Source organism: Pseudoalteromonas sp. SWN166 (genome assembly GCF_015864485.1).
Taxonomy (GTDB): domain Bacteria; phylum Pseudomonadota; class Gammaproteobacteria; order Enterobacterales; family Alteromonadaceae; genus Pseudoalteromonas.
Window position 1 is genome coordinate 1 of sequence record NZ_JADYXB010000041.1, and the last position, 24,279, is coordinate 24,279.

The window sequence follows — 24,279 nt, forward strand, 5'->3', positions numbered from 1 at the left end:
AAGCAATTTTATTCGTAAAACATAACGAACGTTATTTACTTAAAAATATCATTCGTCATACGAAGTCTGAAATTGCACAAGTTGAATTACCAACTGCAAAAATCGTTGAAGAAAAACGTATTGAAGCGTTACAAGCAAAATTAACTATTGCGCTTGAAAACAAAGACATCACGTTCTTCAATGACGTAGCTACTAACATGGCTGAAAAACTTGACCTTCCACTTGAAAGCTTAGCGGGTGCGTTACTGTGTTTAGCACAGCAACAGTCTCCTATTAAAGTTGAAGAAGTTAAGATTCAACCTCGTGAGCGTAACGAACGTAACGATCGCAATCCACGTAGTAACGACCGCAATGATCGCGGTGGTGACCGTGGTCGTCGTAACGAACGTGGCGGCGAACGTGGTGGTGAACGCGCTGAGCGTAAACCTCGCGAACGTAACAGTCGTGATGCAGGTCCTATGGATACTTACCGTATCGAAGTAGGTCGTGAACACGGTGTTCAAGTTAAGAACATTGTTGGCGCTATTGCTAACGAAGCTGACATCTCAAGCAAGTTTATTGGTGATATTCGTTTACACGACAATCACAGTACGGTTCAGTTACCGCAAAACATGCCTAAAGATGTACTTGATCATTTCCAAAAAGTGTTTATTTGTAAACGCCCTATGGGTCTAACAATTACACAAGATCAAGGTCCTGCAGAACCACGCGGCGAACGCTCTGAGCGTCCAGCTGGTGACAAAAAGCGCACCTTTAGTAAAGATAAAGACGATAGCCAACGCGGTGATAAGCGTACTGGCCCTCGTAAAGAACGTCGCCCAGTAAGCTTTACAACGCCGAAATAGCATGTAGTAAGCACTCAGCTAATATTAGCTGAGTGCTTAGTTTTTGAATCTATATAAGGCTTTATTTCTTACACACTCTAACTAACCTCTCCCTTATAAAATTTAAAACAGTTTATTTATCATACATATCAAGCAAATTGTTTTTTAAACTCGCTGACCCTATCTGTTCAATATTAATACAAGCATTGTTGTTATATATTTATCTTGATTATGCCACCTTCCCAATATACCATTAAAAAGAATCCAATTGGATTCCAATTGGATTCCAATTGGATTCCAATTGAGGATTATAATCCCAAGGTTGATATAAACTAATGAGTAAAAAAATTCAGGTCTCATTCTCAGATGAGCAAATTAAATTAATTCATCAACTAAAAGGTGAATTAGGCAATTCAGAATCCGAAGTTATTAGAGTAATAGTTACATGCTGGCTAGCTGAGCAAGGATTTATTAGATCGGCAGTGAAAGAGAAAATAATACATGGTAATCAAGTAGGTAATAATAATGAATGAAATTAATGAAAATAGCTTGATTCAAATTGACTGTTTAAAAGGTCTTCAGCTTATGAGAGAAGACTCTGTAGACTTAGTATTAACTGATCCCCCATATAACATTGGTGGACATATGAAGTCTCGCGGTTCGGGCATTCATAGACTTAGAGAAAATCATTTCTCTATTTGTGATTGGGATAATATCGATGATGATTTATGGAAAGAGCAAATGGGGCTATTGGCAAAAAATCTTTTTACTAAAGTTAAAAAAGGTGGCGCCGTTGTAGTATTTATGGCCGTAATAAAAGTCGAAAGTATTAAAAGGATTTTTGAAGAAGCTGGCTTCTATTACAAGACAACTGGTACGTGGCATAAAAAAAATCCAATGCCAAGGAACATGAATCTTAGCTTTATTAACTCAACAGAGTCATGGTTATATTTCACAAAAGGGAAACCTAGTGGCACCTATAATAATGAAGGAAAAGCTATCCATGACTTTATTGAAACAGGTTTAACGCCGTTATCTGAAAAAAGGTTTGGAAAACACCCGACTCAGAAACCTATTAAGTTGATGGCTCACTTTGTGGAGCTACTCTCTAATAAAGGCGATCTTATTTTAGACCCATTTTCAGGTAGTGGTACCTCTTTGCTAGCTGCAAAAATGTCTGGCCGGAAATATATTGGTTTTGATATGGATCCTGACTATATAGAAATTTCCATGAATCGACTACAAGGCTATGTGGCAGAATGAAGATTGTAGATTTATTTAGCGGAGTGGGTGGTCTAAGTTTGGGTTTCCATTTAGCTGGTTTTGAAAGCGATATTGCTGTTGAGTATAGTTCTAATATTGCCGCAGGCTTTGCGGAGAACTTTCCATATACAAAATTAATAAATGAAGATATTAATGATATAAATTTATCAGAGCTATTAGCGCCTTTAAACGGCAATAACTATATATTAATCGGTGGTCCACCGTGCCAAGGGTTTTCTCAAAAAGGGAAAAGGCTAGGCCTGAATGATAACCGAAACTTTATGTTTTTAAAATATATTGAAGCAGTTGAGTTCCTTAAACCAAAAGCTATATTAATTGAAAATGTCCCTGGAATCATAACTGCTGAAGATGGGTATTTCTTAAAAGATATAGAAAGTAAACTGAGCTCACTGGGCTATAGGGTTTCTCATAAAGTTTTAGATGCCGCTGAATATGGAGTCCCCCAGACAAGAAAACGAGCTTTTATTGTAGGTATTGCAAATTCAAATATTGATTTCAATTGGCCTAAAGGGAATGAACATAAAGTTACAGTTGAAAATGCTATATCTGATCTACCACCATTGAATTCAGGCGAAGGAAAACAAGAAATGCCTTATACATCTCTACCTCAATCTGAATACCAAAATGCAATGCGGAAAAATTCAGAGGTAATATATAATCACATTTCAACAAAGCACTCTCCATTAGTGCTAGAGAGACTAAGCCTAATACCTGAGAATGGTGGTCGAAATGATTTACCTATTGAACACTTAACTAAATCTACTTTTAGTGGCACTTGGTGTCGGCTGTCTAAAACTGGTCAGGCTCGGACAATTACTACTAGATTTGATACGCCATCGTCCGGAATGTTTACTCTACCTACCCAGAATAGATGTCTAACTGTTAGAGAAGCGGCACGCCTACAGTCATTTCCTGATAATTTTAAGTTCGTAGGTAATAAATCTACACAAATGCTTCAAGTAGGTAATGCGGTACCACCTCTCTTAAGTTTAGCAATTGCAAAACAACTAAAAAAACAATTGAGTTAAATCCAATCTTGGCCAATGTTTATATTGGCCAATTATAATTTCTAACATTATTTTATAAATGTAGCTATCACTAAATATTCCTTTCTTCAATCCTTTCCTCAATCCAATCATCAACTTCTGATTCAACCCATGCTACTGACTTAGCACCTAATGACACTTGCTTAGGAAAAGACTTTTCAGCAATAAACTTATAAATACTTGAATGGCCAAGTGATGTCTTTTGTATAACTTCTTTTAATTTGATTAAACGCATGGAATTTCTCCGGTTGGTTATTAGTTCATAACCTTTCCGGGCGTAGTAATTTTTTATGCCCTAAAACAAAAAACTTACACATATACATCACTAACTTGCATGAACCACTTAAGAGGAATTTACAATGCAAGGTCAACAGTCGTTATATGAATTTAAACACCCCGTAAATGACGAGCAAATACTAGAAGCCGCTGCCTATATAATCGCTAAGAAGCAGTTCCGTGATGGCGTATTGAATAGCCCTAATGATTGCGAAGAGTACTTAAAACATAAACTCGCAATACATGAGCATGAAGTATTTGCTGTACTGTTTTTAGATAGCCAGAACCGCATACTGGAGTTTAAAGAGCTATTTAGAGGCACTATTAACGCTGCCAGTGTTTACCCTAGGGAAGTTGTTAAAGAGGTGCTGGAGCTTAATGCGGCATCCGTTATATTGGCGCATAACCACCCTTCAGGCATTACTACGCCTTCTCAAGCAGACAAGCTTATTACTACCAAATTACAGCAGGCACTTAACCTAATTGATGTATCTGTACTTGATCACATCATCATTGGTGAAAGCACCTACTCATTTGCTGAGCATGGCTTAATTTAAAAGGATTAAATATGGCGTTACAAATAGAGCAAGTATCAGGCTTAAAAGTGCCTGACTCTTTTATTGGTGTGATTGTAAGTGCAGTTACCAATAGAGGTGACTCTGTAGGTGGGGCAAAAGTGGTTACACTTAACTTTAGAGATCCAGACTACAGTCCTGAAGCTGGAGGCTTTCACCCTGTAGAGATAAGACTAGAAAAGCAGACCACCAGCTGGCAGCTTGTTTATATTACTGACTTTTCGTATCAGGGCCGTCATACCCCTGAACTGATAAAAGAAATTGATGTGTGCTTTAGCATTAAGCAGGTTTATCACTTTTTAGCTGGTTGGTTGAATGCTAGGGAAGGTAAAGAGTTGTTAGCCTTGTTTATTTCAAACTTTGTTGAGTACTACAACACAGGTTATTATCAGGTAACGGTTACTACTGAGTAACTGGAGGTTTTTATGGCTGAAGTACAAGCGGTTAAAGACCTTGATACAGTTAGGCTCGTTAGCTATTTACTAGAAAAGCGTTGTTCAAGACAAATGAGCCAAATATGGAATATTGGCTTAAATCTCGCGCTTAGAATATCTGACTTACTTGCAGTGAAGTTCACTAACATAAACAACGATAGGTTGATTATTTACGAGTCAAAGACCTCAAAATTAGCTGAAATAAAACTAAATGATAAGGCGCTTACCTTAATCAACGAAATTAAACTGACTCATCCACATCACATCTACTTATTTCAATCATACCGGAATCAACAAGCGATTAACTCAAAACCTAAGCCGTTATCGCGTAGAGCGGTTACAAAGGCATTTGCGCTAGTTGGTGAAGAACTAAATATTCATTTAGGTACTCACTCAATGCGTAAAACACGTGGCTATCACTTGTATCAGAAAACCCACGACATCGCCCGAGTAATGAAAATGCTTCGCCATAGCTCCGAAGCAACAACACTTTGTTACATAGGCATAACACAGGAGGAAATAGACAAAGACTTTGAAGAACTAGAGCTATAACCCTTAGCAACGTCATTCTGGCGCTTGTTTTACTTAACTAAAAGGAAGGTATTATGTCTTTAGATAAAGCTGTTTCGTGCGGTCTGGTTGGTAATGAGCTATCTAAACAGATAACTGGCAGTAATGATGCTAGCGTAAGCAGAACAGCTGTGGCTATAGGCTCCGGTGCAGCCGCTGGAGCGCTTACATCTGGTGCAATAGCAATTGGTGCAGGCGTTGCCTCTGCGCCTGTAACAATCCCTTTGGCGGTAGCTGGTGGGATAGTTGCTGGCATTGCTAGTTTGTTTGATTAACTTTCAATAAAGAGCGCTCATTATTGAGCGCTCTTGCCTAAATGATACCCTCAACTAGCTTTGATTTAATAGCTTTGTTCTTGCAGCATCAAATTCCTTTTCTGTTATATGACCATCCTCTTTTAATTTTACCCATTTAATTAATTCATCGGCAACAGAGAGGTTGTTAGTATTCGGTACTTGATCTTCCTTTCCATCAAGCAGAAGTGCATCTCTAGACTTATGTTTAGATCTTTTTTCTTTTGTAGAGAAGATACTATTTACTTCCACCCATCTCGCATGTTTTTTTAATGGTTCGTAAAAAAACTTATCAAATAAAGTCAGGTAAATGATAGGCAATAGGCCAAGTAATACAACTAAACCAGCCATTAAAAAGTCAGATTCATACACAAGCCTCACTAAAAAGCCTAAAAAAATAAGTACAAATATGTATGCATAAATTTTGACAAATTTTGCTACTGATTCAAAGTAACTAAAATCTTCATACTTCTTCACCATGTAAATGCCAAAACTAATAACTAATGCTGGCAATATACCAGCTCCAGATAAAATTAAAGGCAGCAGTAATAAAAGAAAAATAACAACCTTATTGTTTTCACTTCCTGTTAAAGGACTGTATTCCATGTAAGCTCCATTTCAAAAAAAAGAATATCGGATAGACTACTGAGCTTTAAACTTCGTATCAATCAAAATTATGTATAGTGGCAAGTTCCCATAATACCATTATGGGAACTTGCCATCCTTTATATACTAAGGCTTTAAGCTTATTTGGCTAATTGAAGTTCTCAAAAGCGTGTTAGAACAAGTTATGAGAAGCACAGGTCTTAATTAGAATATTACCTCTGACTATAACCAAAACAACGCTGCCCTAAACCATATTGTTTCGTATTAAGCTTAGCAAAGTAACTTACTCGATAATAAAGAATATGAAATTGTTGAGTGAAATTAGAGCCATTAGCATCAAGATAATAATGTGCATTTTGAGTTAGATGAACTAATTGCATCGTTTCACCAAACGGTAAGCTCAATGCACTCGCCCAGGCCTTAACTATTCGAGTAAACAGGTTATTACTCTCTGCATTTATTTTACCCGTACAGTGATACCGGTCCTTATTGAATAACAGCACACAATGATAATGTTGGTGGTGAGCAGTGTTCTGCTCCCTAGCCCAAATATACCTAATATTGCATGGATGTGGCGTTTTACCCTCACGGACTTTACGTTTTGTATCAGCTTTAATCTGAGCTTCGAGAGAAGCAATAAATCGTGTAATAACTTTATTGCTATCTAAATCAATTGTATTTGAATAAGCAGGTAGCCTTAAATCAATTCTGACTGCAAACGTTCTTTTATGTTCAGCACATGCAGCAAGCATGACTTTCTCAATAGCATCTAAGTAGGGCATAACTAAAGGCTGATTGTCTCTAGCGAGTGTTTGATATTGCTTGTAGGTAGAGTTGGTTGTTACTGGGTATTGCGTTGAATTATTCATTCTCATTTTCCTGATAAGTATTAGTTCATATCAGGTGTCTGAGTAGTAGTTTTTTAATTTATATTTGGCGTGATAATTACTTCGTTACTAGTAACTCTAATAAATATTACCAAACCGAAATTTACACAAACAAAACCAGCTCAGTTTGTGATGGTTAATTTCATTAACGCATTACTGAGCAATTGCATTGCAGATTTAAAATCACTCTGAAGTTATCACCTATAGAATAAAGTTGCAGGGCCGTACTTAAATACTAAAAATGCACCATATTCAGGTCTTAATTTAAATCTCAGCAGCCGGTCTTCATATGTATTAACTTCACCAAATTTTATTCATTTTGTTGTAAACCTCTTCTACTTCAAACAAGGAACTCCTCATTAAAAGTTCCTCTAATGAGTTACTGATTATGCTTAAAAGATTACTAAGTAGTCGGTAAGGTTTGTGTTATATGAATCAAAAAAAACCTAAGATTGTAGGTTGAGTTTAGCTCTAAGAAAAAGGGAAATGTAGTATCGAGGTGGGATTGATTCATCGGCTAATAAAACTTAAAATTTGCTTTTTTAAACTGGCATGTGATAGATAATAAAATCAAAACAAAGAAAACACACACTAAAACCCTAATTAACTCAGTAAAACCGACACAAATAATGATTTTTAGGTTACGTTTTTTTTACTATATATTGTTTAATTTTTTATGAAAAAATAACTTATAAAATACATTTTAGTTATGCTATAAATTAACTTAATCTGATAAGGAATTGCAAAAATGTCATGGCTAGACACATTCAAAAATGATGAAAGATCGCTGGATTGGTTAGTTAAATATATCCATTACAATAATTTATTTTACGTTAAGTACCTGCCTACAAATATCGAAGAAGCTCGCGAGATTATTAAGAGTTGGGAAAGTGAATCCGTTAATAAAGTAGGGGTTCGTTTGCAGTATCAACTGAGTAACTTAATGAAGAGTTACTTTGAAAATATACTCCCTATTGAGAGTTTTGATTGGCTATCGATTAAAAACCCAAAACAGTTATCCTGGGTACTTTTTTATATAAACCTTAACTCTATTCAACAGACTCATTTCGCTCCGCTAAATAAATATTATAGAAATTTTGCAAGCCGTATTAAGGAGACGTATCCACTGATAATAAAAACTTTTGACGCAGCAATGACGGCGGATGGATATAAGCAAAGCTATTTATTAACCTTAAAATGCGCATATTCGCACTATGCAATAGGGAAAAATCCACTTACTTGGTTAGATATAAAAGATGAGGAAACATGTAGTTGGGTTTGGCGTTATCTAGTAGAAAAAGTAGAGGAGGCGTCGAAGCAAAAAGATATGTTTCAATTCATAAAGCCTATTGATAACGAGACAATATATTGGTCATGTATTGCACTAATAGGTAATTGGGAGCTCTTAAAAAATCGCTATGTAGAAAATATTGATATACCGCTTTTTGATCATATCAAAGCCATCAAACCTTCTAACACTACGAGTGTGAATTTAGAAACAAATAAGTCTCTTCCTATAGAGTACTTTTTAACAGATCCCGATCTAGGATGTAAGTATCAAATTAAATTCCATGCTGCCGATAAATCAACCAACTTTACTATTAATCAGCTCACTACTACGCCCTCGACATCACTAATTACATTAAATTTCGATAAGTTAATCAGCACAGATATCAGATTTCTCACTATTACTGCTCCCTCAACATCTCTAGTTGCATTTAAAACTATTGGTAATGTTAGAGTTAACTTATTACCTAATTGCAAGTTTACTTACATTATCGAAAAACTTAATCAGCCTTCGGCTTTAGACGACTCTTTAGATATTAATGGCACGCGACCCGTATCAGTAGATCTTTTACCTACTCAAAAAAATCTCATTGCCTACTTATACAACGCGCATAAGCAAAAAATACATCGTCAAAGAAATAATAGCTTTTTAGGTTTAAATAAAGCAAACCAGAAAAAGCTAACCAACTACGCTAAAGAGCAAAATACCACTGAAAAAAAAGCCCTCAATAAAATAGTCAAAGCAATGCTTGATAAAGTCCTATTACTTTGAATTAGCCTGCTCAATCAGATCACTCCACCAGGCCATTATTGGTCTTCGCTGCTTTAGGTAATCAGAGCGGTTATATGCCGCTCTTGTTTCATTTTCATCTGCGTGGGCTAAGCATGCTTCAACCAATAAACTATCATAGCCTTTCTCATGAAGCGCTGTAGAAGCAACAGAGCGCAAGCCATGTGCCACCAGCTTACCTTTGTAACCCAAGCTACGTTTAATGGCTGCGTTCACCGTATAGGTACTTGCATGGCTCTTTTCATTACGCTCACTCGGGAATACATACTCATGGTGACCGCTGAGTGGTTTCATTTGTTCGAGTATTGCCAAAGTAGCAGACGTTAAAGGCACTCTGTGGGCCTTTCTACGCTTCATTTCTTCAGCTGGGATCACCCAAACAGCTTCTTCAATATTAATATCTTCCCACTTAGTACCTGCGGCTTCCTTTGAGCGAGTCATAGTGTGCAATTGCCACAAGATTAAAAGCTTGGTTTTATTTTGTATGGTTTGAGAGTTATTCAAAGCAGCTAAAAAGCCTGGAAGCTCTTCAGGTCTAATCGTTGCCATATGCTCGACAGTATTTTTAGTAAATACTTTTATAATTTTTGCTAGTGGATTGGCATTAATAAAACCATGGTTTACTGAGTAATCCATGATCTGGTTTAAGCTTTGGCAAATACGTTTAATTGTGGAGTGTTTACCGTCAGACTCCAGTGGCCTGAGTATTTCAATTGTGCCCATCGCTGTAATGCTCTCTAAAGGCGTGTCTTTTAACTTAGGGAAAATATACATCTCAAGCGTTCGCCATTCCCTAGCTGCGTGATGAGCGGTCACAGTAGGCTGCTTTCGTTCAAACCAAAGCTTTGCGGCAGCTGAAAATGTATTGGCTGCTTTTCGGCTTTTTGCTTTCTTTTTAGCTAACTCATGTTCTTTTGGGTTAATACCTTGCGCTAGTAACTCCTGATACTCAATTGCTTTAGTGCGGGCGTTAGCAAGTGATAGAGATGGATATATCCCAAGAGGCATTCTGTTGAACTTTGCAGTTATTGGATTTTTGAACTTAAACTGCCAAGACTTAGTTCCCGTAGGTAAAACTCGTAATTGAAGACCGCCACCATCAGAAAGCGTTTGCTCTTTGTCGGAGCTAATAATTGATTTTATTTTCTTATCCGTTAAACGAACTACAGGCCTTGCCATAATAAGCTCCACAATACTAATTACGACTAGTATATATAGAACACAGCCTCATGGGTACTAAGGTGGGTATTAAAAATAATAGAAGTAGCAAGGTGCGGCTGGATTACTACGGAATAAAAACAAACTAAGTTATTGTTTTTATAAGAACATAGATACAAAGCAGGATTGTTGCGGAAGTTAATACAAGCGACCAGGGAACCACTGGATAGCCATTTTTAACTCCTAACGTATAATTAACCGCTATTTTAACTGGCAATTCATTTAATTGCGCTATACTGACGCAAATTTTTTCAGATTAGTTGTTATGGCTCTTAAATCCACCATTATGAAAGTGCAGTTATCGCTTAGCGATATGGACCGCCACGTTTATCAAGATTTTAGTTTAACCTTGGCTCAACACCCATCAGAAACCGATCAGCGGTTGATGATTCGCTTACTCGCTTTCGCACTAAATAGCTGTGATGGTTTAGAGTTTACTAAAGGATTAAGCGCTGATGATGAACCTGAACTTTGGCATGTAAGCTATAGTGAAGAGATAGAGCTGTGGGTTGAGCTTGGCTTACCAGATGAAAAACGCCTTAAAAAAGCCTGTAATAAATCTAAAAAAGTGGTGCTATATACTTACGGTGAAAACAATCAAGCAATTTGGTGGCAAAAACACCAACCTAAATTGTATGAATTTAAAAATCTAAGTATTTTTAGCCTTGATTATGCAGCAACACAAGCACTTGCTGCTTTAGTTGATCGTGGAATTAAGCTCGCCATTACCATTCAAGATGGTGAAGTATGGGTAAATACCGATACAACCAATATTGAAATAAAACCACAGCAATTAATGTAACTAAGATAGATTATACCAATTGCATTAAATTAGTTATCTATTATAGCGACAAGGAAATAAGTCGATAGCAAGGCGAAAATTATGACATATAGTTGTTCTATATAAATAATTTTTAACGCAGGTAGCGGGTTATTTAATACGCTAGAATGATCATGTTTTTAATAAAATTGGTATCAGGGAGCATATGAAAGTTAAACACGTTATTGTTTTACATGGCTTGTATATGTCTGGCTTTGTTATGCGCCCACTTTGTTCGCGCCTTAAAGAGTCGGGGATGACGGTATTAAACATTACCTATAATACACTTGACCCTAATCGAGATACTATTTTTGCTCAAATTGATGAGTGTATTTCTAACGAACCTGCCGCATTAGTATGCCACTCTATGGGCGGACTTATCGCTCGCGCTTATTTAGAAGCGAACTCCCCTGCTAGCCAACATGTAACTAAAGTTATTACACTGGGTACTCCACATAAAGGCAGCCATATTGCGCAAAAAATGAAGCAAAAAGGGTTTGAATCATTTTTAAAAAATAGTGTTGAATTTTTACTCACTAAAAATGGTAATTGGCCTTTTAAAGCTAAGCTTTACAGTATTGCGGGCGATTTACCTATTGGGCTTATGCCTTTAATAGTTAAGGGTAGCCAATCAGATGGCACTGTACTACTCGATGAAACCAAACTTAAGGGTATGGCAGAACATAAAGTGTTTCATTTAAGCCATACCAGTATGATTTACTCGCGCCAAGTGCTCGACTACATTTTAAAATGCCTAAGTGAGGGAGATTAGTCCTCTGCATTGGCTGCTATTTTATAGCTAATTAAAAATACTACTCCCAATATAAGCGGAATGGGTGCTGCAATGTAGCCAAAAAAATCTGAATTCGCAAAGCTCGCACCTGCTAAGTGGGCTACTAACCCTAATACAAATGCGATGACTGCAATACCGACCACTATTAACTCTGCTTTATTTTGTTTTGCTGTTTTTGCATGCATGTTATCTCTCCTAATTATTTCGATAACTTTATTATGCGCCGTTAGGGTGGATGATTTTTGACCTGCATCAATAAAAAAATAGCTAAGTTATTACCTTGAATAAAGTTTGTTTTAGATCATGATTTATATACTTTTGAGGTTTATTTACTTTTGAGGGGTAGTATTTTTATTAATCAGACCCACTTCTATTAATAGTCTAAAGTGAATATAGGTATCAAAAACAGCTAATAGGTTAAAACTATTAACTAGATACATTTAAACGATTTTACTAATTTATCGAAATTAGTAATACTTATTACAAGTTCACAAACAAACGGTTATTCAGGAGCAAGTTATGTCACATGTAAACGCAATTGGTCTAAACAGCGCAAAAAGCGAAGACATCATAAAGTCACTCAATACATTATTGAGTAGCTACCAGATTCAATACATGAACGCGCGTGGTTTTCACTGGAATATTAAAGGCCGTAACTTTTTTGAACTACACGTTAAGTTTGAAGAGATTTATAACTTACTACTTCTTAAAGTAGATGAAGTTGCAGAACGTATTTTAACGTTAGATGGCGCACCACTACATGCATTTTCTGATTACCTTGAAGTAAGTAAAATTAAAGAAGCTAAAGGTATTAGTGATGGTGTTACAGCCGTAGAGAATCTACTTGCTGGTTACAGTACATTAATTCACATGCAGCGTGATATTTTAACCCAAGCTGGTGATGCAGATGATGAAGGTACAGCCTCACTAATGAGCGATTACATCTCAGAGCAAGAAAAATTGGTTTGGATGCTAAAGGCTTACTTAGATTAAACCAGCAAAAAAAAGCCCTCAATGAAGAGGGCCACAAATAGGGATAAATCGTTAAATAATCAAGCGATTCGGTTACTATATTAGTCTCCCCCCAATACTAAACAACGCCCCTGTTACCAGTGGCGTTGTTTTTGGTTTAAGTGGGCACAATGCTCATATATTGGGATAAACAATGTATAAGTATTACTGCTCTTATTATTTTTCCAATAAAAAAGCCCCAGCGATACTGAGGCTTTGTGAACGTAATTAATTGAGTAAGTAATTAAGTAACGATATTAATATCGCTACTATTGGTTAGAACTTACTTCTAAAACCGATGTAGAATGATTGACCAATTGGGTCGTACGTACCTGCATCTGTTTCAGTACCCGTGCTTGAACCACTTACACCCGATAAAATGCGCGGTGGCTCTTTATCAAATAAGTTACTTGCACCAGCATAAAGCTCTGTTGAATCGCTTATATGGTAACTTGCTTGAACATCATGATACGTTACCGAACCTATGCCTATTCCACCTGGAGCAATACCAAAGCCACTTAAGAATTGGTCATCAAAGTCTGCAGATCCAATGTAAGTTAAGCTCCAGTTAAAATCAAAGTCGTTAAGTTTATAACCAAAGTTCCAGTTAGCTTTATGCTCTGAGGCACCAATTTCTCCAGCAAACTCATCTTTATCAGCGCCTGGAAGTGGAATGCTATAACCATCGATTAGGTAAGTATAAGCAAGGCGAGTTCTAAACGCACCAGGGCCAATGTCAGTTGAGTACGTTAGTGTTAAATCAACACCTTCTGTACCTAAACCACCACTATTAGATACACCGCTGTCGATAAATTCTAGTGAACCAGCGCTGTTATTGCCTGATGGGGCACTACGACGAGTTACGAAGTCACAAAAACTTGTATCGCCGCCGCCATAACATTGGTCAAGAATAAACTGGCGAGGTGTTGATACGATTGCATCTGTAATTTCGATATCAAAGTAATCAAGCGTAATGTCTAGTCCTGATATTAGGTTTTCTGGTGTAAATACCAAGCCTACGGTTACAGAGTCACCAACCTCTTCTTTTAAGTCTTGGTTACCACGGTTAAAGCCACTAATGCCTTGTAAGTCAGACTGGTTAAGCGTGAACTCACCATTTGAAGCAATATTTGTTGTAACACCACCATCTATACGACAAGCATCACCAGCAGCACCACCGCCACTATTAGCAACACCTAAACATGGATCGTTTAAACCACTTGGGAAAGTTTGCGAAGGTGGAGAAAACAATTCATCGATATTTGGAGCACGTGTTGAGCGAGCACGAGTGGCACGTAAACGTAAACTGTCCATGATTACCCAATCGACACCCACATTCCAACTTTCGGTATTACCTACTGTTGAATAATCAGATAAACGAACTGCTGCATTCATTGTTACAGAATCAAGCACTGGAATATTTGCTTCAACATAAAACTCAGTTACATCAAATTCACCTTCAGTCGCTGGGATTGCGTTACCTGCGTTTAAGCCAGCTTGTTGTAAGGCATCAAACTCACTGCGTGAAAACTCTTCGCGGTATTCAAAACCAGCCGCAATACCAACAATACCCGCTGGCAATTCAAATATATCACCTGAAATATTACCACCTACAATTTTTTGCTCAACTGATGTAGCAAGTGAGCTAGGTGCACTTACAAAATCAATAGCACCTTGTGATAACGAATTAAAACCGTAAATGTCCACTGGCGCACAGTTAAAGCCACGAGCTGTCGCATCTATACAAATAGCTTCATTAGTAATGCCATCGCCATCTAAATCTTGGCTATCAACAACGGCTTCTAAACCTTGGCGGAAACTTTGTACATTAACTAAACCACCTGAAACTTGCTGTTCTTTTGTTTTACCATAAACATAGTAAGTATCGTAAAACCAACCGTCGGCTATTTCACCTTGAAAACCAAGCGCTAAACGGAACGTATCACGCTCTGCACGTGCGCCACGGTTACCTACATCACTTAAACGCTTAGCAAAAAAGATATCTCGTGCGCCATCACCATCGGTATCAGTTGCTGCGTTATAAATGCCGTCAGGAACAAACGCGTTACGTAAGAGCTCACCGTTTACATTAAATTCAATTGGAACACGGCCATTGGCATAAATGTCGTCAGAGGCAAAAGGAAATGGTTCTAATTCAGAAACGGTTGTCGTTGCAGCGTAAGTACCTTCATAAAAAAAGCTGTGCTTATCGCTTAGCTCATAGCTACCGTTTGAGGCAAATAAGTAACGCTCTGTAGGTATCGCGATAGTACGCACACCACTTCGGTTAAAACCATTTGCTGCTACGCCGTCGCCGCCATTAGAACTAAATGAGTTTTGTAGATTGTTTGCATCATTAAACGTAAATGTCTCATCCCCAGCGTTAAAACGACCCTGTGGTGGAAACGAAGATAAAAATGGGCTTACTGCATCAAATACAGAACCTGGATTTGCTACTGGATCATCTTCAAAGAAAATACCTGAAAATTGATCTACTGCCGAGCGGTCACGATCACGTGAGAAAACAGCGCCTTGATCAGAGTAACCAAGGTGAAACATAGCGTGCCCTTTACCATCTGAGCTTGATAAGCCTGAGGTAAAATTGAATTGACGCGATTCATCATCACCTTCACTCGATTCACCGTACTGACCATCAAATTCAACGCCTTCAAAGTCATCTTTTAGTACAAAGTTAACTACACCAGCAACAGCGTCAGAGCCATAAACAGATGAAGCACCACCTGTCATAATTTCAACACGTTCAATAAATTGACTCGGAATAGTATTTAAATCGACAGCAGAGCTACCAGGTACACCCGATACATAACGACGACCGTTAACTAATACCAATGTACGGTTAGAACCTAAATTACGTAAATCTACAGTCGCAACACCTGCACTAGCGGTACTAAAGTTTGAGTTAGTACGACTGATTGCCGGTGAACCAAATGCTGGATTATCTAGTAGTAAATCTTGAATATTTAAAGAACCAGATGCGTCGATTGCTGTGCTATCTACAACTTGAATAGGCGCTGATGACATTGCCTCAGCTGAACGAATACGAGAACCTGTAACTTGTACACGTTCTATTTTAGTAATTTCGTCATCTTCTGCAGCCACACCTTGAAATGAAAAGCTTGCAAGTATTGCGCTACTTAGCGCAACTGTTAACGACGATTTTTTAAATAATCGCGCGCTACCTTTGTTAGTTAATATCATATAATTCCCCTGAATTGTTATTTTTGTAACTAAATAGTTACTTCGCGGATTACAGTAAGGGGATTTTTTTAAACACTCTACGTGCATTATTTATAAGGCGTAGTCTTTGGTATGAATAGCTAGTTTGATGGGATGAATTAGTACGTCACAATGATTTTATAAATATATTGTACTTTCTATAACAGTTTTTCCGCTAAGCACGGTCTTTATTACTATATACAGCAAGGGATATAAAATAATGATCGCTTCTTTTCATGCATTAACTTTTGTTAGCGACACTAAGTTTGCAACATTTTTAACAAAGCGCGTGCAAGATCACCGACACTTTGAATCTCAATCTTTTCTTCAGTCAAAAAGATTAGATCAAATAGATACAGATCAATACAACGTACTGTTTTACGAACTAACTAATCTGGCTGACCCTATGCAAATAGTGCATTTAACGGAGCTCGCTAAAAAGCTTAAGTTAGTCATTATTGCCCAGTCGGGTCATTTTGCGAGTTTTGCTTTTGAAGTTGGCGCTGTTGATTTTTTAATAGTAGATTCAACTGCACCACGTATTGATAAATGCTTTGATAAACTGATTCACCTTTGCCCGATTGCAAGCGCGGCCGAGCGTAAATATCAACAAAGCACACAAACCGAAAAACCATCATCACATATCGTAGTTAAAGATGTAGGTAAGGTAAGGCTAATTGATATAAAAGATATTATTTGGATTAATGGTGCTGGCAATTATGTAGAGCTACATTTTACACAAGGTAGTACACCGGTATTACACCGCGAAACTATGAAAAATATTGAACAGCAGCTAGAGCCAGAAGGGTTTATTCGTATCCATCGCTCAACGTTGGTAAGAAAACAGGCTATTTGCGAATTGATGCCTACTGACAGTGGCGATTATAAAGTAAGACTAAAAAATGACATGTGCTTAAACCTTTCAAGACGCTATAAAGGGTGTTTAGAGAGTATTATACGCCCTCTTCAGTAGCAGTTTATAATACTCATATTAATTACCAGTATTGTTTTATATAACTGTCATTTGGATGCACTAATAAATAACTTTCGGCATCTTTATAAAAATTAACTTCTACTTCGCTATTTTTCCATACTTTTTCAAACATGTGTTTAGCTATGATATTAATGTTTACATAGTCAACTCGTTGATAGCCACGTTCTTTTACATCAGAAAAGTAGGTCTCTAATGAATCAAGACTATCTAAAGTTAACAGCTCAAATTCCTCTAAATTAACCACCACAAACTTAATGGTATTTTTAGGGTGGCTACCCAGCTCCTGCATAACACCACTCGTTAACAACGCAATACCTTCGTTGTTAAAGCTTCCATTTAGCTTTAAATACATAGTAGGTGGCTGTGAACAAATTTGAAATTCGCCATGCGCTCCAAACATAAATTACTCTATATATATCAACTTCTATATATAGAGTAATACAATTTTCCGATTTTGCAGTTAATTTAACAGCGCAATAAAAAAGGCCATTTCGAGGGCTTTTTCTTCTAAGCTTTTAAAACGACCTGATGCACCGCCATGACCTGCATCCATATCGGTTTTAAATACTAAAATATTACTGTCTGTTTTAAGTTCACGCATTTTTGCAACCCACTTCATAGGCTCCCAATACTGGACTTGTGAGTCATGAAGACCAGTAGTAACGAGTATGTTCGGGTAGTTTTGTGCGCTAATATTGTCATAAGGCGAGTAAGCTTCTATCACATCATAAAATTGAGGCTCATTTGGATTACCCCATTCATCGTATTCATTTGTTGTGAGTGGAATACTTTCATCAAGCATTGTGGTTAATACGTCTAAAAATGGTACATGACAGCCAACACCGCAATATAACTCTGGTGCCTGGTTTACAACCGCCCCCATTAATAGGCCACCGGCACTGCCGCCTGAGGCAAACACCTTATTGCTATCACAATAACCTTGATCAACAAGCGCTTTTGTCACATCAATAAAGTCACTAAAGCTATTTTGTTTATGCTCTTTTTTACCTTGCTCATACCATTCGCGGCCTAGCATTTCAGAGCCCCGAACATGCGCAATAACATAAACAAAGCCACGATCGAGTAAGCTCAGTGACGAACTAGAAAAGCTAGGGTCGATGGTATAACCATAGGCGCCATAGCCGTATTGAAATAACGGATTTGTGCCATCTTTTTTAAAGCTGTCTTTTCGATAAACAACAGATACAGGTACTTTAACTCCGTCGCGAGCAGTTACCATTAATCGCTCTGACTGATAGTCATCGGCATTAAAACTACCGAGTACTTTTTGCTGTTTAAGCAGTGTTTTTTCGCCAGTTGCTAAATCAACATCATATAAAGAGCCTGGTGTTGTTAAACTTGAGTAATAAATACGCGCAGTCCGTGTGTCTGGCTCTGGGTTCATTGCTATTGCAGCATAATAACAAGGATCGGCAAACTCAAGTGCCATACGATTCCCTTGCCTATTAACAACTACGAATCGAGCTTGCCCTTGCTCGCGTTCACTCAATACTAAAAAGTCATTAAATAACTCTACACCTTCAAGCAGTACATTTTCTCTGTGAGCTGTATGCTCAAACCATTGTGTTTTATCAGCAATCGTTTCGTTTGTTGCTGTCATTAATCTAAAGTTTTTAGCTTGCCAGTTAGTCACAATATAAAATGTGTCACCTAGCTTATCTACGTCAAACTCGTGGCCATCTTCACGCGGCATTAATGCTTTAAATTCGTCAGTGGGCTTATTAGCATCAAGCACCCATGTGTCGTTGGTCTCTGTCGATGCTAAATCAATAATAATTAAGCCTTCGTCGCGGCTTTTACCAAGCCCCATAAAAAAGCTGCTGTCTTGCTCTTCGTAAACCATTACGTCTTGGCTTTGCTCACTGCCAAGCTCATGCCTAAATACTTGGTATCCTAGTAGCGTTTTTAAATCTTTTTTTACATAAAAAACTGTTTTATTATCGTTAGCCCAAACAACTTGCCCTTCTGTATTTTCAAGTACATCAGGTAGCATTTCATCTGTCGCTAAGCTTTTAAAGCGAACATTATAAATACGGCGACCTTCGGTATCTTCTGAGTAAGCCATAAGCTGCTCGCATGGGCTTAGTGCAACTTCTCCTAGCTCATAAAACTCAAATCCCTCAGCTAATACATTCACATCGAGTAAAAGCTCTTTATTATCAGCTTTTATGCTCGTGCTTCTATAGTGGCGCGAGTATTCATCATCACCACGTACTTCTGAGTGATACCAGTATTTTCCGTCTTTAACAGGGACCGAGTTATCATCTTTTACAATGCGTGCTTTTAGCTCTTCAAAAAGTGTATTTTGGAGTGGTTTCATTGCAGCTAACTGTTCATCGCAATACGCATTTTCAGCATGTAAATGTGTGAGCACTTGCTCATCCTGACGTTCGTCGTCACGCATCCAATAGTAATTATCAGTACGTATTTTATTATGAGTACTTAATGTATGAGCTTGCTGTTTAGCAATCGGGAAATTAGGTAATAAACTTAAAGAATAGTCAGGACGAGACACAACAAAACCAATTAAAAAAATAACGTGATTTGCAGTTTATCATAAAAATAAAAAAGCCCATCCAATAGTTGGATGGGCTAAAACGGTAAACGCTTCATTATTAAAACCGCTATACCTTTGGGAAGATAATTCACTTAAGCTTTATACTTGCTGCCAAGCCATAGCCCAGCTTTGTCCTACACCGGGTTCAAACATCGATTTTTTATCACCGCTCGCGCGGCAAAACTCATTAAAAGGCCAAGGCCTGCATTGATAAACGTGCCCTGTTTTTGGCTGCAGTACTTTTGTACCCGCATTATAGTTTTCACAATTTTCAGGGTACACGTAATCATAAGTATCAAGGTTATTAACAACACGCTCATCGCATTTTGCAATACAATGAAAATCGACATGCGCTTTACATATACCACTGCTTTGCAAAGCAAAAATTTCATTATTTCGATAGGCTACAATTAAACCTTGTTCGGTCATTTTACCTGCGCTAACAAGAGGTACATGCACATTAATGTGCTCGGCAACTAATCGTGGCCATGCGTGAGGTTCACCTTGTTCAAGCGAGGTGATTTTGTAATCAAATGATAAACTAACTAGCACTCCTTGCATGTCGTAAAAGGTTACACTCACCACATCACCAATAAATAATTGGGTATGATGATTTAAGCAACCTATTGTTGACCACTTTCCACAGGCCAACGACGTATGCATAAACACAGCAACACCTTAAGAGTTACAAAATCTTATCCATATACTATGGATACACAAAAAATACACTGACGGCAAGCGATACATAACTCTTTAGTCTTTATGCAGTTGGTTTGCCAGTAATGTGGCGATTATAATTCGGCCTCGCACAACAATCAAACAAAAGAATGTAACCAAAAATAAAAACCAACCCTTTAAGGTTGGTTTTATGTTTTAACTAAACAAATAAGTTAAAGGCTCTTTCGCCCACGTAAATACCAGCAACACTAGTAAAGATATAAATATTAGCCACGCAGGCCAAGACGCTTTTGTTACTTTAGCCTCAGAGTCATTCCCTTTTAATTCTTTTGAGCCTGTGATCATCGCTTTAACTAGCGGTTTACCTTTTATTCTATAAACAATAATAGCTAATACATGTAAACCAATAGCATAAAGTAAAATGTCAAAATTCAGCTCATGTAACCAGTTTGAAAAATCAATCACATCGCTCGACACATATTGAGTCAGCGGGCCATCAGTTAAAATGCCATCGCTACTCATTAGGCCGCTAACGAGTTGCGTTATAATTAATATAAAAAACACTATCACCATACAACTACCGGGCGCTGAATGGCCTAGCGAGTCGCTTGGTGATTTTAATGCCTTAAAAATAGATTTAGGAGAATGTAGTAACGCACTTAACCTTGCGGTTTTACTACCAATAACGCCCCATATTAAACGTGTTACGATAAGCGCTAAAGTAAAAAAGCCAGCAACAAAATGAAGCTCAATCATGCCCTCTTCAATACTAAAATAAAGCACCGCAATACTTACAACCAAAAACCAATGAAAGCATCTAATAAACCCATCCCACACTTTTAACGTCGTCATTGCGCCTATCCTTAAAAAAACAGTATTATCTAATTCGTTAACTACTTTAACATCATAATATTAAGGTATCCTTATGCGCTATTCTACTCACCAACAGAGTAAAAATCATGCAACCAGTTAAAAAAGCTATTTTAAAAGGCTTTTTAGATATGCTACCACTGTGTTTAGCCGTTGTTCCTTGGGGTATTTTATGTGGCTCTTTAGCCATACAAAATGGCTTTAGCGCCTTTGAAACCCAAGCAATGTCGTTATTAGTTTTTGCAGGCTCTGCACAGCTTGTGGCGATTGAACTTATGGCGGGCAACACTCCCTTGCTAACCATTCTATTCACAACATTTATTATTAGCTCTCGGCATTTTTTATACGGATTAGCCGTGCGTCATAAGGTGATTGATCAACCTATGCGTTGGCGCTTACCAGTAAGTTTTGTATTAACCGATGAGCTATTTGCATTTTCTCATCACCGAAAAGCATACAGAACAAAAACACGTTTAATATACGCATTAAGCGCAGGGTTTAGCTTTTATATTGCATGGAATATTTGGACATTAATTGGCATTGTAGCGGGCACAATGCTGCCAGATTTAACTAATTTAGGGCTCGACTTTGCAATTGCTGCGACGTTTATCGCTTTGGTTATTCCGGGGATTAAAAATTTGGCCTCACTTGTTACGGTAATTGTAGCGGGTATTAGCGCAACGCTTTTAAAAAGCACAGGATTTGAGTTATGGCTTGTTTGCTCTGCACTACTGGCAATGAGCGCAGGTTATACTACAGCCAGGCTAACCGCTAAAAAGGAAGTAACGCCATGATGACGACTATTTTACTCATGGCGTGTATTACATTTTTTACACGTTATTTATTTTTGCATCGTGCTTTACCGTTTAAAGTGGGACCTAAAATGCAGCAGTTTTTAAGCTTTAGCGCCCCCGCAGTGCTTACCGCTATTTGGGTGCCTATCGTGTTTTTGAATGAAGATGGCATTAACTTAAGCTGGCAAAACCCTTATTTAAGCGCCGCGATAGTTGCTATTATTGTTGCCTACAAAACACATAATATTTATTACACTACGCTTGCCGGTATGGGGCTATTTCTAATTTTAAATTAGTGCGATCTTTATACTTTATGAAATCCTGCACTCAGGTTAAAATGCGGCTAACAACAATAAAAAGACGCCAATATGCACGAATTTCATCAATTAAGCGCAACAAGCTTACAGGGTCAGCCTATCAACTTTAATGATTTTGAAGGGAAGGTTGTGCTTATTGTTAATACCGCAAGTAAATGTGGATTTACCTACCAGTACGAGTCACTGCAAGCTTTGCACAATAAGTATGCCAGCCAAGGTTTAGTTATTCTGGGATTTCCGTGCAATCAATTTGGTCAGCAAGAACCCGGCGACGCAACACAAATAGAGCAAGGGTGCTTAATTAATTTTGGTGTGAGCTTTTTAATGGCAGCCAAAGTAGATGTAAACGGTCAGCATGCACATCCGGTATTTCGTCACTTAAAATCAGCCTTACCTGGTTTTTTAACACGTAAAATAAAATGGAATTTTACTAAATTTTTAATTGCCGCAGATGGTACGCCAATTAAGCGCTATGCACCTTTCACTAAACCCGAAAAGCTAGAGCTTACAATTCAAAAAGCATTAACGCAGGCTAAAAATACGCTTTAAAAAGTAATAAAGAGGCGCAAGGCCTCTTTATTGCCAATACTATTAAAACTAAAACATACGTATAACAGTACATTTAAACTCTCAATATTAATTGGTATCTATTTATACTAGCGAAATTTAATCGGTGTAATCGCTTAAATCGTCTTCGCCTAGATTTTTACGCAAGCGTTTTTGCTCAAGGTAGTCTTCCAACTTCTTCTTAACCTTTTGCTTGTTCTTATCGTGTTGATTACGTCCGAGCATTTCGTACTCGTCTTCAACAAAATCGTCATCTAGCGCATCGTAACTAAATGTCTTACCCACAACCCACTCCATAAAGTGTTTGAGACCAACCAAGGATTTTATTATCGCAATAGCCGGTAAAATTAAAAATGTTTAACGTTAAAGTGCTGTGCAAATTAACATCAAAATAAAGCCACGTGACTACTGTAAATAGTCTTCATGTCAGTAATGTGAATAAATAGCGCTAAATTTGAATTGAGGAAAGTGAGAGTTTTTTATCGTATCGATAAATAAAATTTATTGCTTTTTATTTATTAGCCAATTTGACTAAAAAATAGTTATTTATTAACTAAAATAATAAATGGAAAGTGTTCTATAAACTTTAACTCATTGTTTATTATGTAAGATAAAAACTGGCACCAAACTTGTTATTAGTTAAGTGTCATCAACAAAAAGTAGAGAATAAACATGAAAAAATTACTATTAGTTAGCGCATTAATTTGTACACCTGCTGCAATGGCTCACAACGACAACGATTCAGCCATTTCATTTAGTAATGATGAATGTAACGTCGAATTTAAAAATGACGTACGCATTAAGCCAAACGAATTAGAAATTTTTACCGCCAACAATAAAACCATGCAATTTAATACCCATGGTGACTTAACCGTAAATGGGGAATTTGTAGCGCTTAATAATTCACAACGCGAAGCGCTAACTAAATACTCTGATAGCTTACGCACACAATTACCTGAAGTAGCTAATATAGCGCTAGAGGGTGTTAAAATTGCCGGTGTGGCATTAGAAGAAGTAGGCAATGCATTTAATATAGACGGCCTTGATAATATGTCTGAGCTTATGGACGACATTAAAATTGAGGTAGAAAACACATTTTACCAGCAAGGTACATTTGTAATGGGTCAACAAAGCTTTAACCAATTTGGTGAAAACTTTGAGCAACAATTTGAAGAGCAAATAGAAACAACTGTTGAATCTGCCGTAATGCAATCTATGGGCAGTATTTTAGTGGCTTTAGGCTCTGAATTACTTGGTTCAGGTGGCGATATGGATGCCTTTGAGCAACGCATGGAAAATATGGGTGCTCAAATAGAAGAAAAAGTAGAGCTTCATGCAAGCGCACTTGAAGAACGCGCTAACTCTTTATGTGGAAACTTTGCTGATATTGCAAAACAAGAAGAGCAATTAGTAATGCAAGTGCCAGAACTTAAAGGTTACCAGTTATTTAGCTTTAAACTCAATTAATACAGCAAATGTTATTTAACATCCCTTTGGCAGCACTTAAGTTTACTTAAATGCTGCTTTTTT

28 protein-coding genes are annotated in these 24,279 nt (G+C 37.5%); 17 read left to right on the forward strand and 11 right to left on the reverse strand.

Annotated elements, in window-relative coordinates; genetic code table 11:
• The 4 genes from I6F49_RS17420 to I6F49_RS17435 form a co-directional block, all read left to right on the forward strand.
• On the forward strand, positions 1 to 845 hold an 845-nt coding region (locus I6F49_RS17420; RefSeq protein WP_197181467.1), incomplete at its 5' end, for a DbpA RNA binding domain-containing protein.
• Between the two features lie 314 nt (positions 846 to 1,159).
• The gene (locus I6F49_RS17425) at positions 1,160 to 1,357 is read left to right on the forward strand and encodes a CopG family transcriptional regulator (RefSeq protein ID WP_197181468.1); all 198 of its coding nucleotides are present in this window, start codon (positions 1,160 to 1,162) and stop codon (positions 1,355 to 1,357) included.
• Positions 1,350 to 2,087, forward strand: a complete 738-nt coding sequence (locus tag I6F49_RS17430) for a DNA-methyltransferase (RefSeq protein WP_231615129.1) — start codon at positions 1,350 to 1,352, stop codon at positions 2,085 to 2,087. Before I6F49_RS17425 ends, I6F49_RS17430 begins: the two co-directional genes overlap by 8 nt.
• Positions 2,084 to 3,136 carry a DNA cytosine methyltransferase gene (locus I6F49_RS17435; RefSeq protein ID WP_197181469.1) on the forward strand — a complete coding sequence of 351 codons (1,053 nt, stop codon included), beginning with the start codon at positions 2,084 to 2,086 and terminating at the stop codon, positions 3,134 to 3,136. Before I6F49_RS17430 ends, I6F49_RS17435 begins: the two co-directional genes overlap by 4 nt.
• A 70-nt stretch (positions 3,137 to 3,206) precedes the next feature.
• Here I6F49_RS17435 and I6F49_RS17440 read toward each other — a convergent pair whose 3' ends face one another.
• Entirely contained in the window at positions 3,207 to 3,389 is a 183-nt protein-coding gene (locus tag I6F49_RS17440; protein ID WP_197181470.1) for an AlpA family transcriptional regulator, read from the reverse strand.
• Positions 3,390 to 3,513: 124 nt separating this feature from the next.
• Here I6F49_RS17440 and radC point away from each other — a divergent pair, with 124 nt between their 5' ends.
• From radC to I6F49_RS17460, 4 genes are read left to right on the forward strand one after another with little or no spacing between them, the layout of a single operon-like run.
• Positions 3,514 to 3,987: a RadC family protein gene (radC, locus tag I6F49_RS17445; protein WP_039488702.1), complete on the forward strand. Its 474-nt coding sequence runs from the start codon at positions 3,514 to 3,516 to the stop codon at positions 3,985 to 3,987.
• An 11-nt stretch (positions 3,988 to 3,998) separates the two neighbouring features.
• Complete coding sequence (locus tag I6F49_RS17450; RefSeq protein ID WP_197181471.1) at positions 3,999 to 4,418, forward strand: DUF2787 domain-containing protein; 420 nt, start codon at positions 3,999 to 4,001, stop codon at positions 4,416 to 4,418.
• Between the two features lie 12 nt (positions 4,419 to 4,430).
• A complete protein-coding gene (locus I6F49_RS17455; protein WP_197181472.1) occupies positions 4,431 to 4,991 on the forward strand; it encodes a tyrosine-type recombinase/integrase in 561 nt (186 codons plus the stop codon).
• A 53-nt stretch (positions 4,992 to 5,044) separates the two neighbouring features.
• Positions 5,045 to 5,284, forward strand: coding sequence for a hypothetical protein (locus I6F49_RS17460; RefSeq protein ID WP_197181473.1), 240 nt, complete (start codon positions 5,045 to 5,047; stop codon positions 5,282 to 5,284).
• 54 nt (positions 5,285 to 5,338) lie between these two features.
• Here I6F49_RS17460 and I6F49_RS17465 read toward each other — a convergent pair whose 3' ends face one another.
• Complete coding sequence (locus I6F49_RS17465; protein ID WP_197181474.1) at positions 5,339 to 5,908, reverse strand: hypothetical protein; 570 nt, start codon at positions 5,906 to 5,908, stop codon at positions 5,339 to 5,341.
• Positions 5,909 to 6,120: 212 nt separating this feature from the next.
• Positions 6,121 to 6,777, reverse strand: a complete 657-nt coding sequence (locus tag I6F49_RS17470; RefSeq protein ID WP_197181475.1) for an inovirus Gp2 family protein — start codon at positions 6,775 to 6,777, stop codon at positions 6,121 to 6,123.
• A 766-nt stretch (positions 6,778 to 7,543) separates the two neighbouring features.
• Between I6F49_RS17470 and I6F49_RS17475 the strand changes: the two genes are divergently transcribed.
• A complete protein-coding gene (locus I6F49_RS17475; protein WP_197181476.1) occupies positions 7,544 to 8,854 on the forward strand; it encodes a hypothetical protein in 1,311 nt (436 codons plus the stop codon).
• Here the strand turns inward: I6F49_RS17475 and I6F49_RS17480 are convergent.
• Complete coding sequence (locus I6F49_RS17480) at positions 8,846 to 10,051, reverse strand: tyrosine-type recombinase/integrase (RefSeq protein ID WP_197181477.1); 1,206 nt, start codon at positions 10,049 to 10,051, stop codon at positions 8,846 to 8,848. The genes I6F49_RS17475 and I6F49_RS17480 overlap by 9 nt on opposite strands.
• 304 nt (positions 10,052 to 10,355) lie before the next feature.
• Between I6F49_RS17480 and I6F49_RS17485 the strand changes: the two genes are divergently transcribed.
• Positions 10,356 to 10,892: a YaeQ family protein gene (locus I6F49_RS17485; RefSeq protein ID WP_166421113.1), complete on the forward strand. Its 537-nt coding sequence runs from the start codon at positions 10,356 to 10,358 to the stop codon at positions 10,890 to 10,892.
• A 184-nt stretch (positions 10,893 to 11,076) separates the two neighbouring features.
• Positions 11,077 to 11,682, forward strand: coding sequence for an alpha/beta fold hydrolase (locus I6F49_RS17490; protein ID WP_197142138.1), 606 nt, complete (start codon positions 11,077 to 11,079; stop codon positions 11,680 to 11,682).
• Here I6F49_RS17490 and I6F49_RS17495 read toward each other — a convergent pair.
• A complete protein-coding gene (locus tag I6F49_RS17495) occupies positions 11,679 to 11,888 on the reverse strand; it encodes a hypothetical protein (RefSeq protein WP_166421115.1) in 210 nt (69 codons plus the stop codon). The genes I6F49_RS17490 and I6F49_RS17495 overlap by 4 nt on opposite strands.
• 334 nt (positions 11,889 to 12,222) lie before the next feature.
• On the opposite strand from I6F49_RS17495, the gene I6F49_RS17500 reads away from it, so the two are divergent.
• A complete protein-coding gene (locus tag I6F49_RS17500; protein WP_165726624.1) occupies positions 12,223 to 12,696 on the forward strand; it encodes a Dps family protein in 474 nt (157 codons plus the stop codon).
• Positions 12,697 to 12,990: 294 nt separating this feature from the next.
• Here I6F49_RS17500 and I6F49_RS17505 read toward each other — a convergent pair whose 3' ends face one another.
• Complete coding sequence (locus I6F49_RS17505) at positions 12,991 to 15,933, reverse strand: TonB-dependent receptor plug domain-containing protein (protein ID WP_197181478.1); 2,943 nt, start codon at positions 15,931 to 15,933, stop codon at positions 12,991 to 12,993.
• Positions 15,934 to 16,171: 238 nt separating this feature from the next.
• Between I6F49_RS17505 and I6F49_RS17510 the strand changes: the two genes are divergently transcribed.
• Positions 16,172 to 16,924, forward strand: coding sequence for a LytR/AlgR family response regulator transcription factor (locus tag I6F49_RS17510; RefSeq protein WP_197181479.1), 753 nt, complete (start codon positions 16,172 to 16,174; stop codon positions 16,922 to 16,924).
• Positions 16,925 to 16,946: 22 nt separating this feature from the next.
• On the opposite strand, the gene I6F49_RS17515 is transcribed toward I6F49_RS17510, so the two are convergent.
• From I6F49_RS17515 to I6F49_RS17530, 4 genes are all read right to left on the reverse strand, one after another.
• Positions 16,947 to 17,345, reverse strand: coding sequence for a hypothetical protein (locus tag I6F49_RS17515; RefSeq protein ID WP_197181480.1), 399 nt, complete (start codon positions 17,343 to 17,345; stop codon positions 16,947 to 16,949).
• Between the two features lie 60 nt (positions 17,346 to 17,405).
• The gene (locus tag I6F49_RS17520) at positions 17,406 to 19,481 is read right to left on the reverse strand and encodes a S9 family peptidase (RefSeq protein WP_197181481.1); all 2,076 of its coding nucleotides are present in this window, start codon (positions 19,479 to 19,481) and stop codon (positions 17,406 to 17,408) included.
• Positions 19,482 to 19,622: 141 nt separating this feature from the next.
• A complete protein-coding gene (locus I6F49_RS17525) occupies positions 19,623 to 20,186 on the reverse strand; it encodes a chitin-binding protein (RefSeq protein WP_197181482.1) in 564 nt (187 codons plus the stop codon).
• Between the two features lie 210 nt (positions 20,187 to 20,396).
• Entirely contained in the window at positions 20,397 to 21,053 is a 657-nt protein-coding gene (locus tag I6F49_RS17530; protein WP_197181483.1) for a cytochrome b/b6 domain-containing protein, read from the reverse strand.
• Positions 21,054 to 21,160: 107 nt separating this feature from the next.
• On the opposite strand from I6F49_RS17530, the gene I6F49_RS17535 reads away from it, so the two are divergent.
• The 3 genes from I6F49_RS17535 to I6F49_RS17545 all read left to right on the forward strand — a co-directional run bounded on the left by I6F49_RS17535 (position 21,161) and on the right by I6F49_RS17545 (position 22,731).
• Positions 21,161 to 21,865 (forward strand): AzlC family ABC transporter permease, encoded by a 705-nt coding sequence (locus tag I6F49_RS17535; protein ID WP_197177112.1) that lies wholly within the window; start codon positions 21,161 to 21,163, stop codon positions 21,863 to 21,865.
• Complete coding sequence (locus I6F49_RS17540) at positions 21,862 to 22,161, forward strand: AzlD domain-containing protein (RefSeq protein ID WP_197181484.1); 300 nt, start codon at positions 21,862 to 21,864, stop codon at positions 22,159 to 22,161. Before I6F49_RS17535 ends, I6F49_RS17540 begins: the two co-directional genes overlap by 4 nt.
• Before the next feature lie 72 nt (positions 22,162 to 22,233).
• Positions 22,234 to 22,731, forward strand: coding sequence for a glutathione peroxidase (locus tag I6F49_RS17545; RefSeq protein WP_197181485.1), 498 nt, complete (start codon positions 22,234 to 22,236; stop codon positions 22,729 to 22,731).
• A gap of 117 nt (positions 22,732 to 22,848) precedes the next feature.
• On the opposite strand, the gene I6F49_RS17550 is transcribed toward I6F49_RS17545, so the two are convergent.
• Positions 22,849 to 23,034, reverse strand: a complete 186-nt coding sequence (locus I6F49_RS17550; protein ID WP_007579801.1) for a PA3496 family putative envelope integrity protein — start codon at positions 23,032 to 23,034, stop codon at positions 22,849 to 22,851.
• 387 nt (positions 23,035 to 23,421) lie between these two features.
• Here I6F49_RS17550 and I6F49_RS17555 point away from each other — a divergent pair, with 387 nt between their 5' ends.
• A complete protein-coding gene (locus I6F49_RS17555; RefSeq protein WP_197181486.1) occupies positions 23,422 to 24,216 on the forward strand; it encodes a YggN family protein in 795 nt (264 codons plus the stop codon).
• Positions 24,217 to 24,279: the final 63 nt, after the last annotated feature.

Coding starts and splice junctions, on each gene's coding strand:
- I6F49_RS17540 (WP_197181484.1), top strand. CDS start 21,862: ATGATGACGACTATTTTACTCATGGCGTGTATTACATTTTTTACACGT.
- I6F49_RS17505 (WP_197181478.1), bottom strand. CDS start 15,933: ATGATATTAACTAACAAAGGTAGCGCGCGATTATTTAAAAAATCGTCG.
- I6F49_RS17430 (WP_231615129.1), top strand. CDS start 1,350: ATGAATGAAATTAATGAAAATAGCTTGATTCAAATTGACTGTTTAAAA.
- I6F49_RS17440 (WP_197181470.1), bottom strand. CDS start 3,389: ATGCGTTTAATCAAATTAAAAGAAGTTATACAAAAGACATCACTTGGC.
- I6F49_RS17545 (WP_197181485.1), top strand. CDS start 22,234: ATGCACGAATTTCATCAATTAAGCGCAACAAGCTTACAGGGTCAGCCT.
- I6F49_RS17460 (WP_197181473.1), top strand. CDS start 5,045: ATGTCTTTAGATAAAGCTGTTTCGTGCGGTCTGGTTGGTAATGAGCTA.
- I6F49_RS17515 (WP_197181480.1), bottom strand. CDS start 17,345: ATGTTTGGAGCGCATGGCGAATTTCAAATTTGTTCACAGCCACCTACT.
- I6F49_RS17535 (WP_197177112.1), top strand. CDS start 21,161: ATGCAACCAGTTAAAAAAGCTATTTTAAAAGGCTTTTTAGATATGCTA.
- I6F49_RS17435 (WP_197181469.1), top strand. CDS start 2,084: ATGAAGATTGTAGATTTATTTAGCGGAGTGGGTGGTCTAAGTTTGGGT.
- I6F49_RS17425 (WP_197181468.1), top strand. CDS start 1,160: ATGAGTAAAAAAATTCAGGTCTCATTCTCAGATGAGCAAATTAAATTA.
- I6F49_RS17530 (WP_197181483.1), bottom strand. CDS start 21,053: ATGACGACGTTAAAAGTGTGGGATGGGTTTATTAGATGCTTTCATTGG.
- I6F49_RS17480 (WP_197181477.1), bottom strand. CDS start 10,051: ATGGCAAGGCCTGTAGTTCGTTTAACGGATAAGAAAATAAAATCAATT.
- I6F49_RS17495 (WP_166421115.1), bottom strand. CDS start 11,888: ATGCATGCAAAAACAGCAAAACAAAATAAAGCAGAGTTAATAGTGGTC.
- I6F49_RS17450 (WP_197181471.1), top strand. CDS start 3,999: ATGGCGTTACAAATAGAGCAAGTATCAGGCTTAAAAGTGCCTGACTCT.
- I6F49_RS17475 (WP_197181476.1), top strand. CDS start 7,544: ATGTCATGGCTAGACACATTCAAAAATGATGAAAGATCGCTGGATTGG.
- I6F49_RS17455 (WP_197181472.1), top strand. CDS start 4,431: ATGGCTGAAGTACAAGCGGTTAAAGACCTTGATACAGTTAGGCTCGTT.
- radC (WP_039488702.1), top strand. CDS start 3,514: ATGCAAGGTCAACAGTCGTTATATGAATTTAAACACCCCGTAAATGAC.
- I6F49_RS17510 (WP_197181479.1), top strand. CDS start 16,172: ATGATCGCTTCTTTTCATGCATTAACTTTTGTTAGCGACACTAAGTTT.
- I6F49_RS17485 (WP_166421113.1), top strand. CDS start 10,356: ATGGCTCTTAAATCCACCATTATGAAAGTGCAGTTATCGCTTAGCGAT.
- I6F49_RS17465 (WP_197181474.1), bottom strand. CDS start 5,908: ATGGAATACAGTCCTTTAACAGGAAGTGAAAACAATAAGGTTGTTATT.
- I6F49_RS17500 (WP_165726624.1), top strand. CDS start 12,223: ATGTCACATGTAAACGCAATTGGTCTAAACAGCGCAAAAAGCGAAGAC.
- I6F49_RS17490 (WP_197142138.1), top strand. CDS start 11,077: ATGAAAGTTAAACACGTTATTGTTTTACATGGCTTGTATATGTCTGGC.
- I6F49_RS17470 (WP_197181475.1), bottom strand. CDS start 6,777: ATGAATAATTCAACGCAATACCCAGTAACAACCAACTCTACCTACAAG.
- I6F49_RS17525 (WP_197181482.1), bottom strand. CDS start 20,186: ATGCATACGTCGTTGGCCTGTGGAAAGTGGTCAACAATAGGTTGCTTA.
- I6F49_RS17555 (WP_197181486.1), top strand. CDS start 23,422: ATGAAAAAATTACTATTAGTTAGCGCATTAATTTGTACACCTGCTGCA.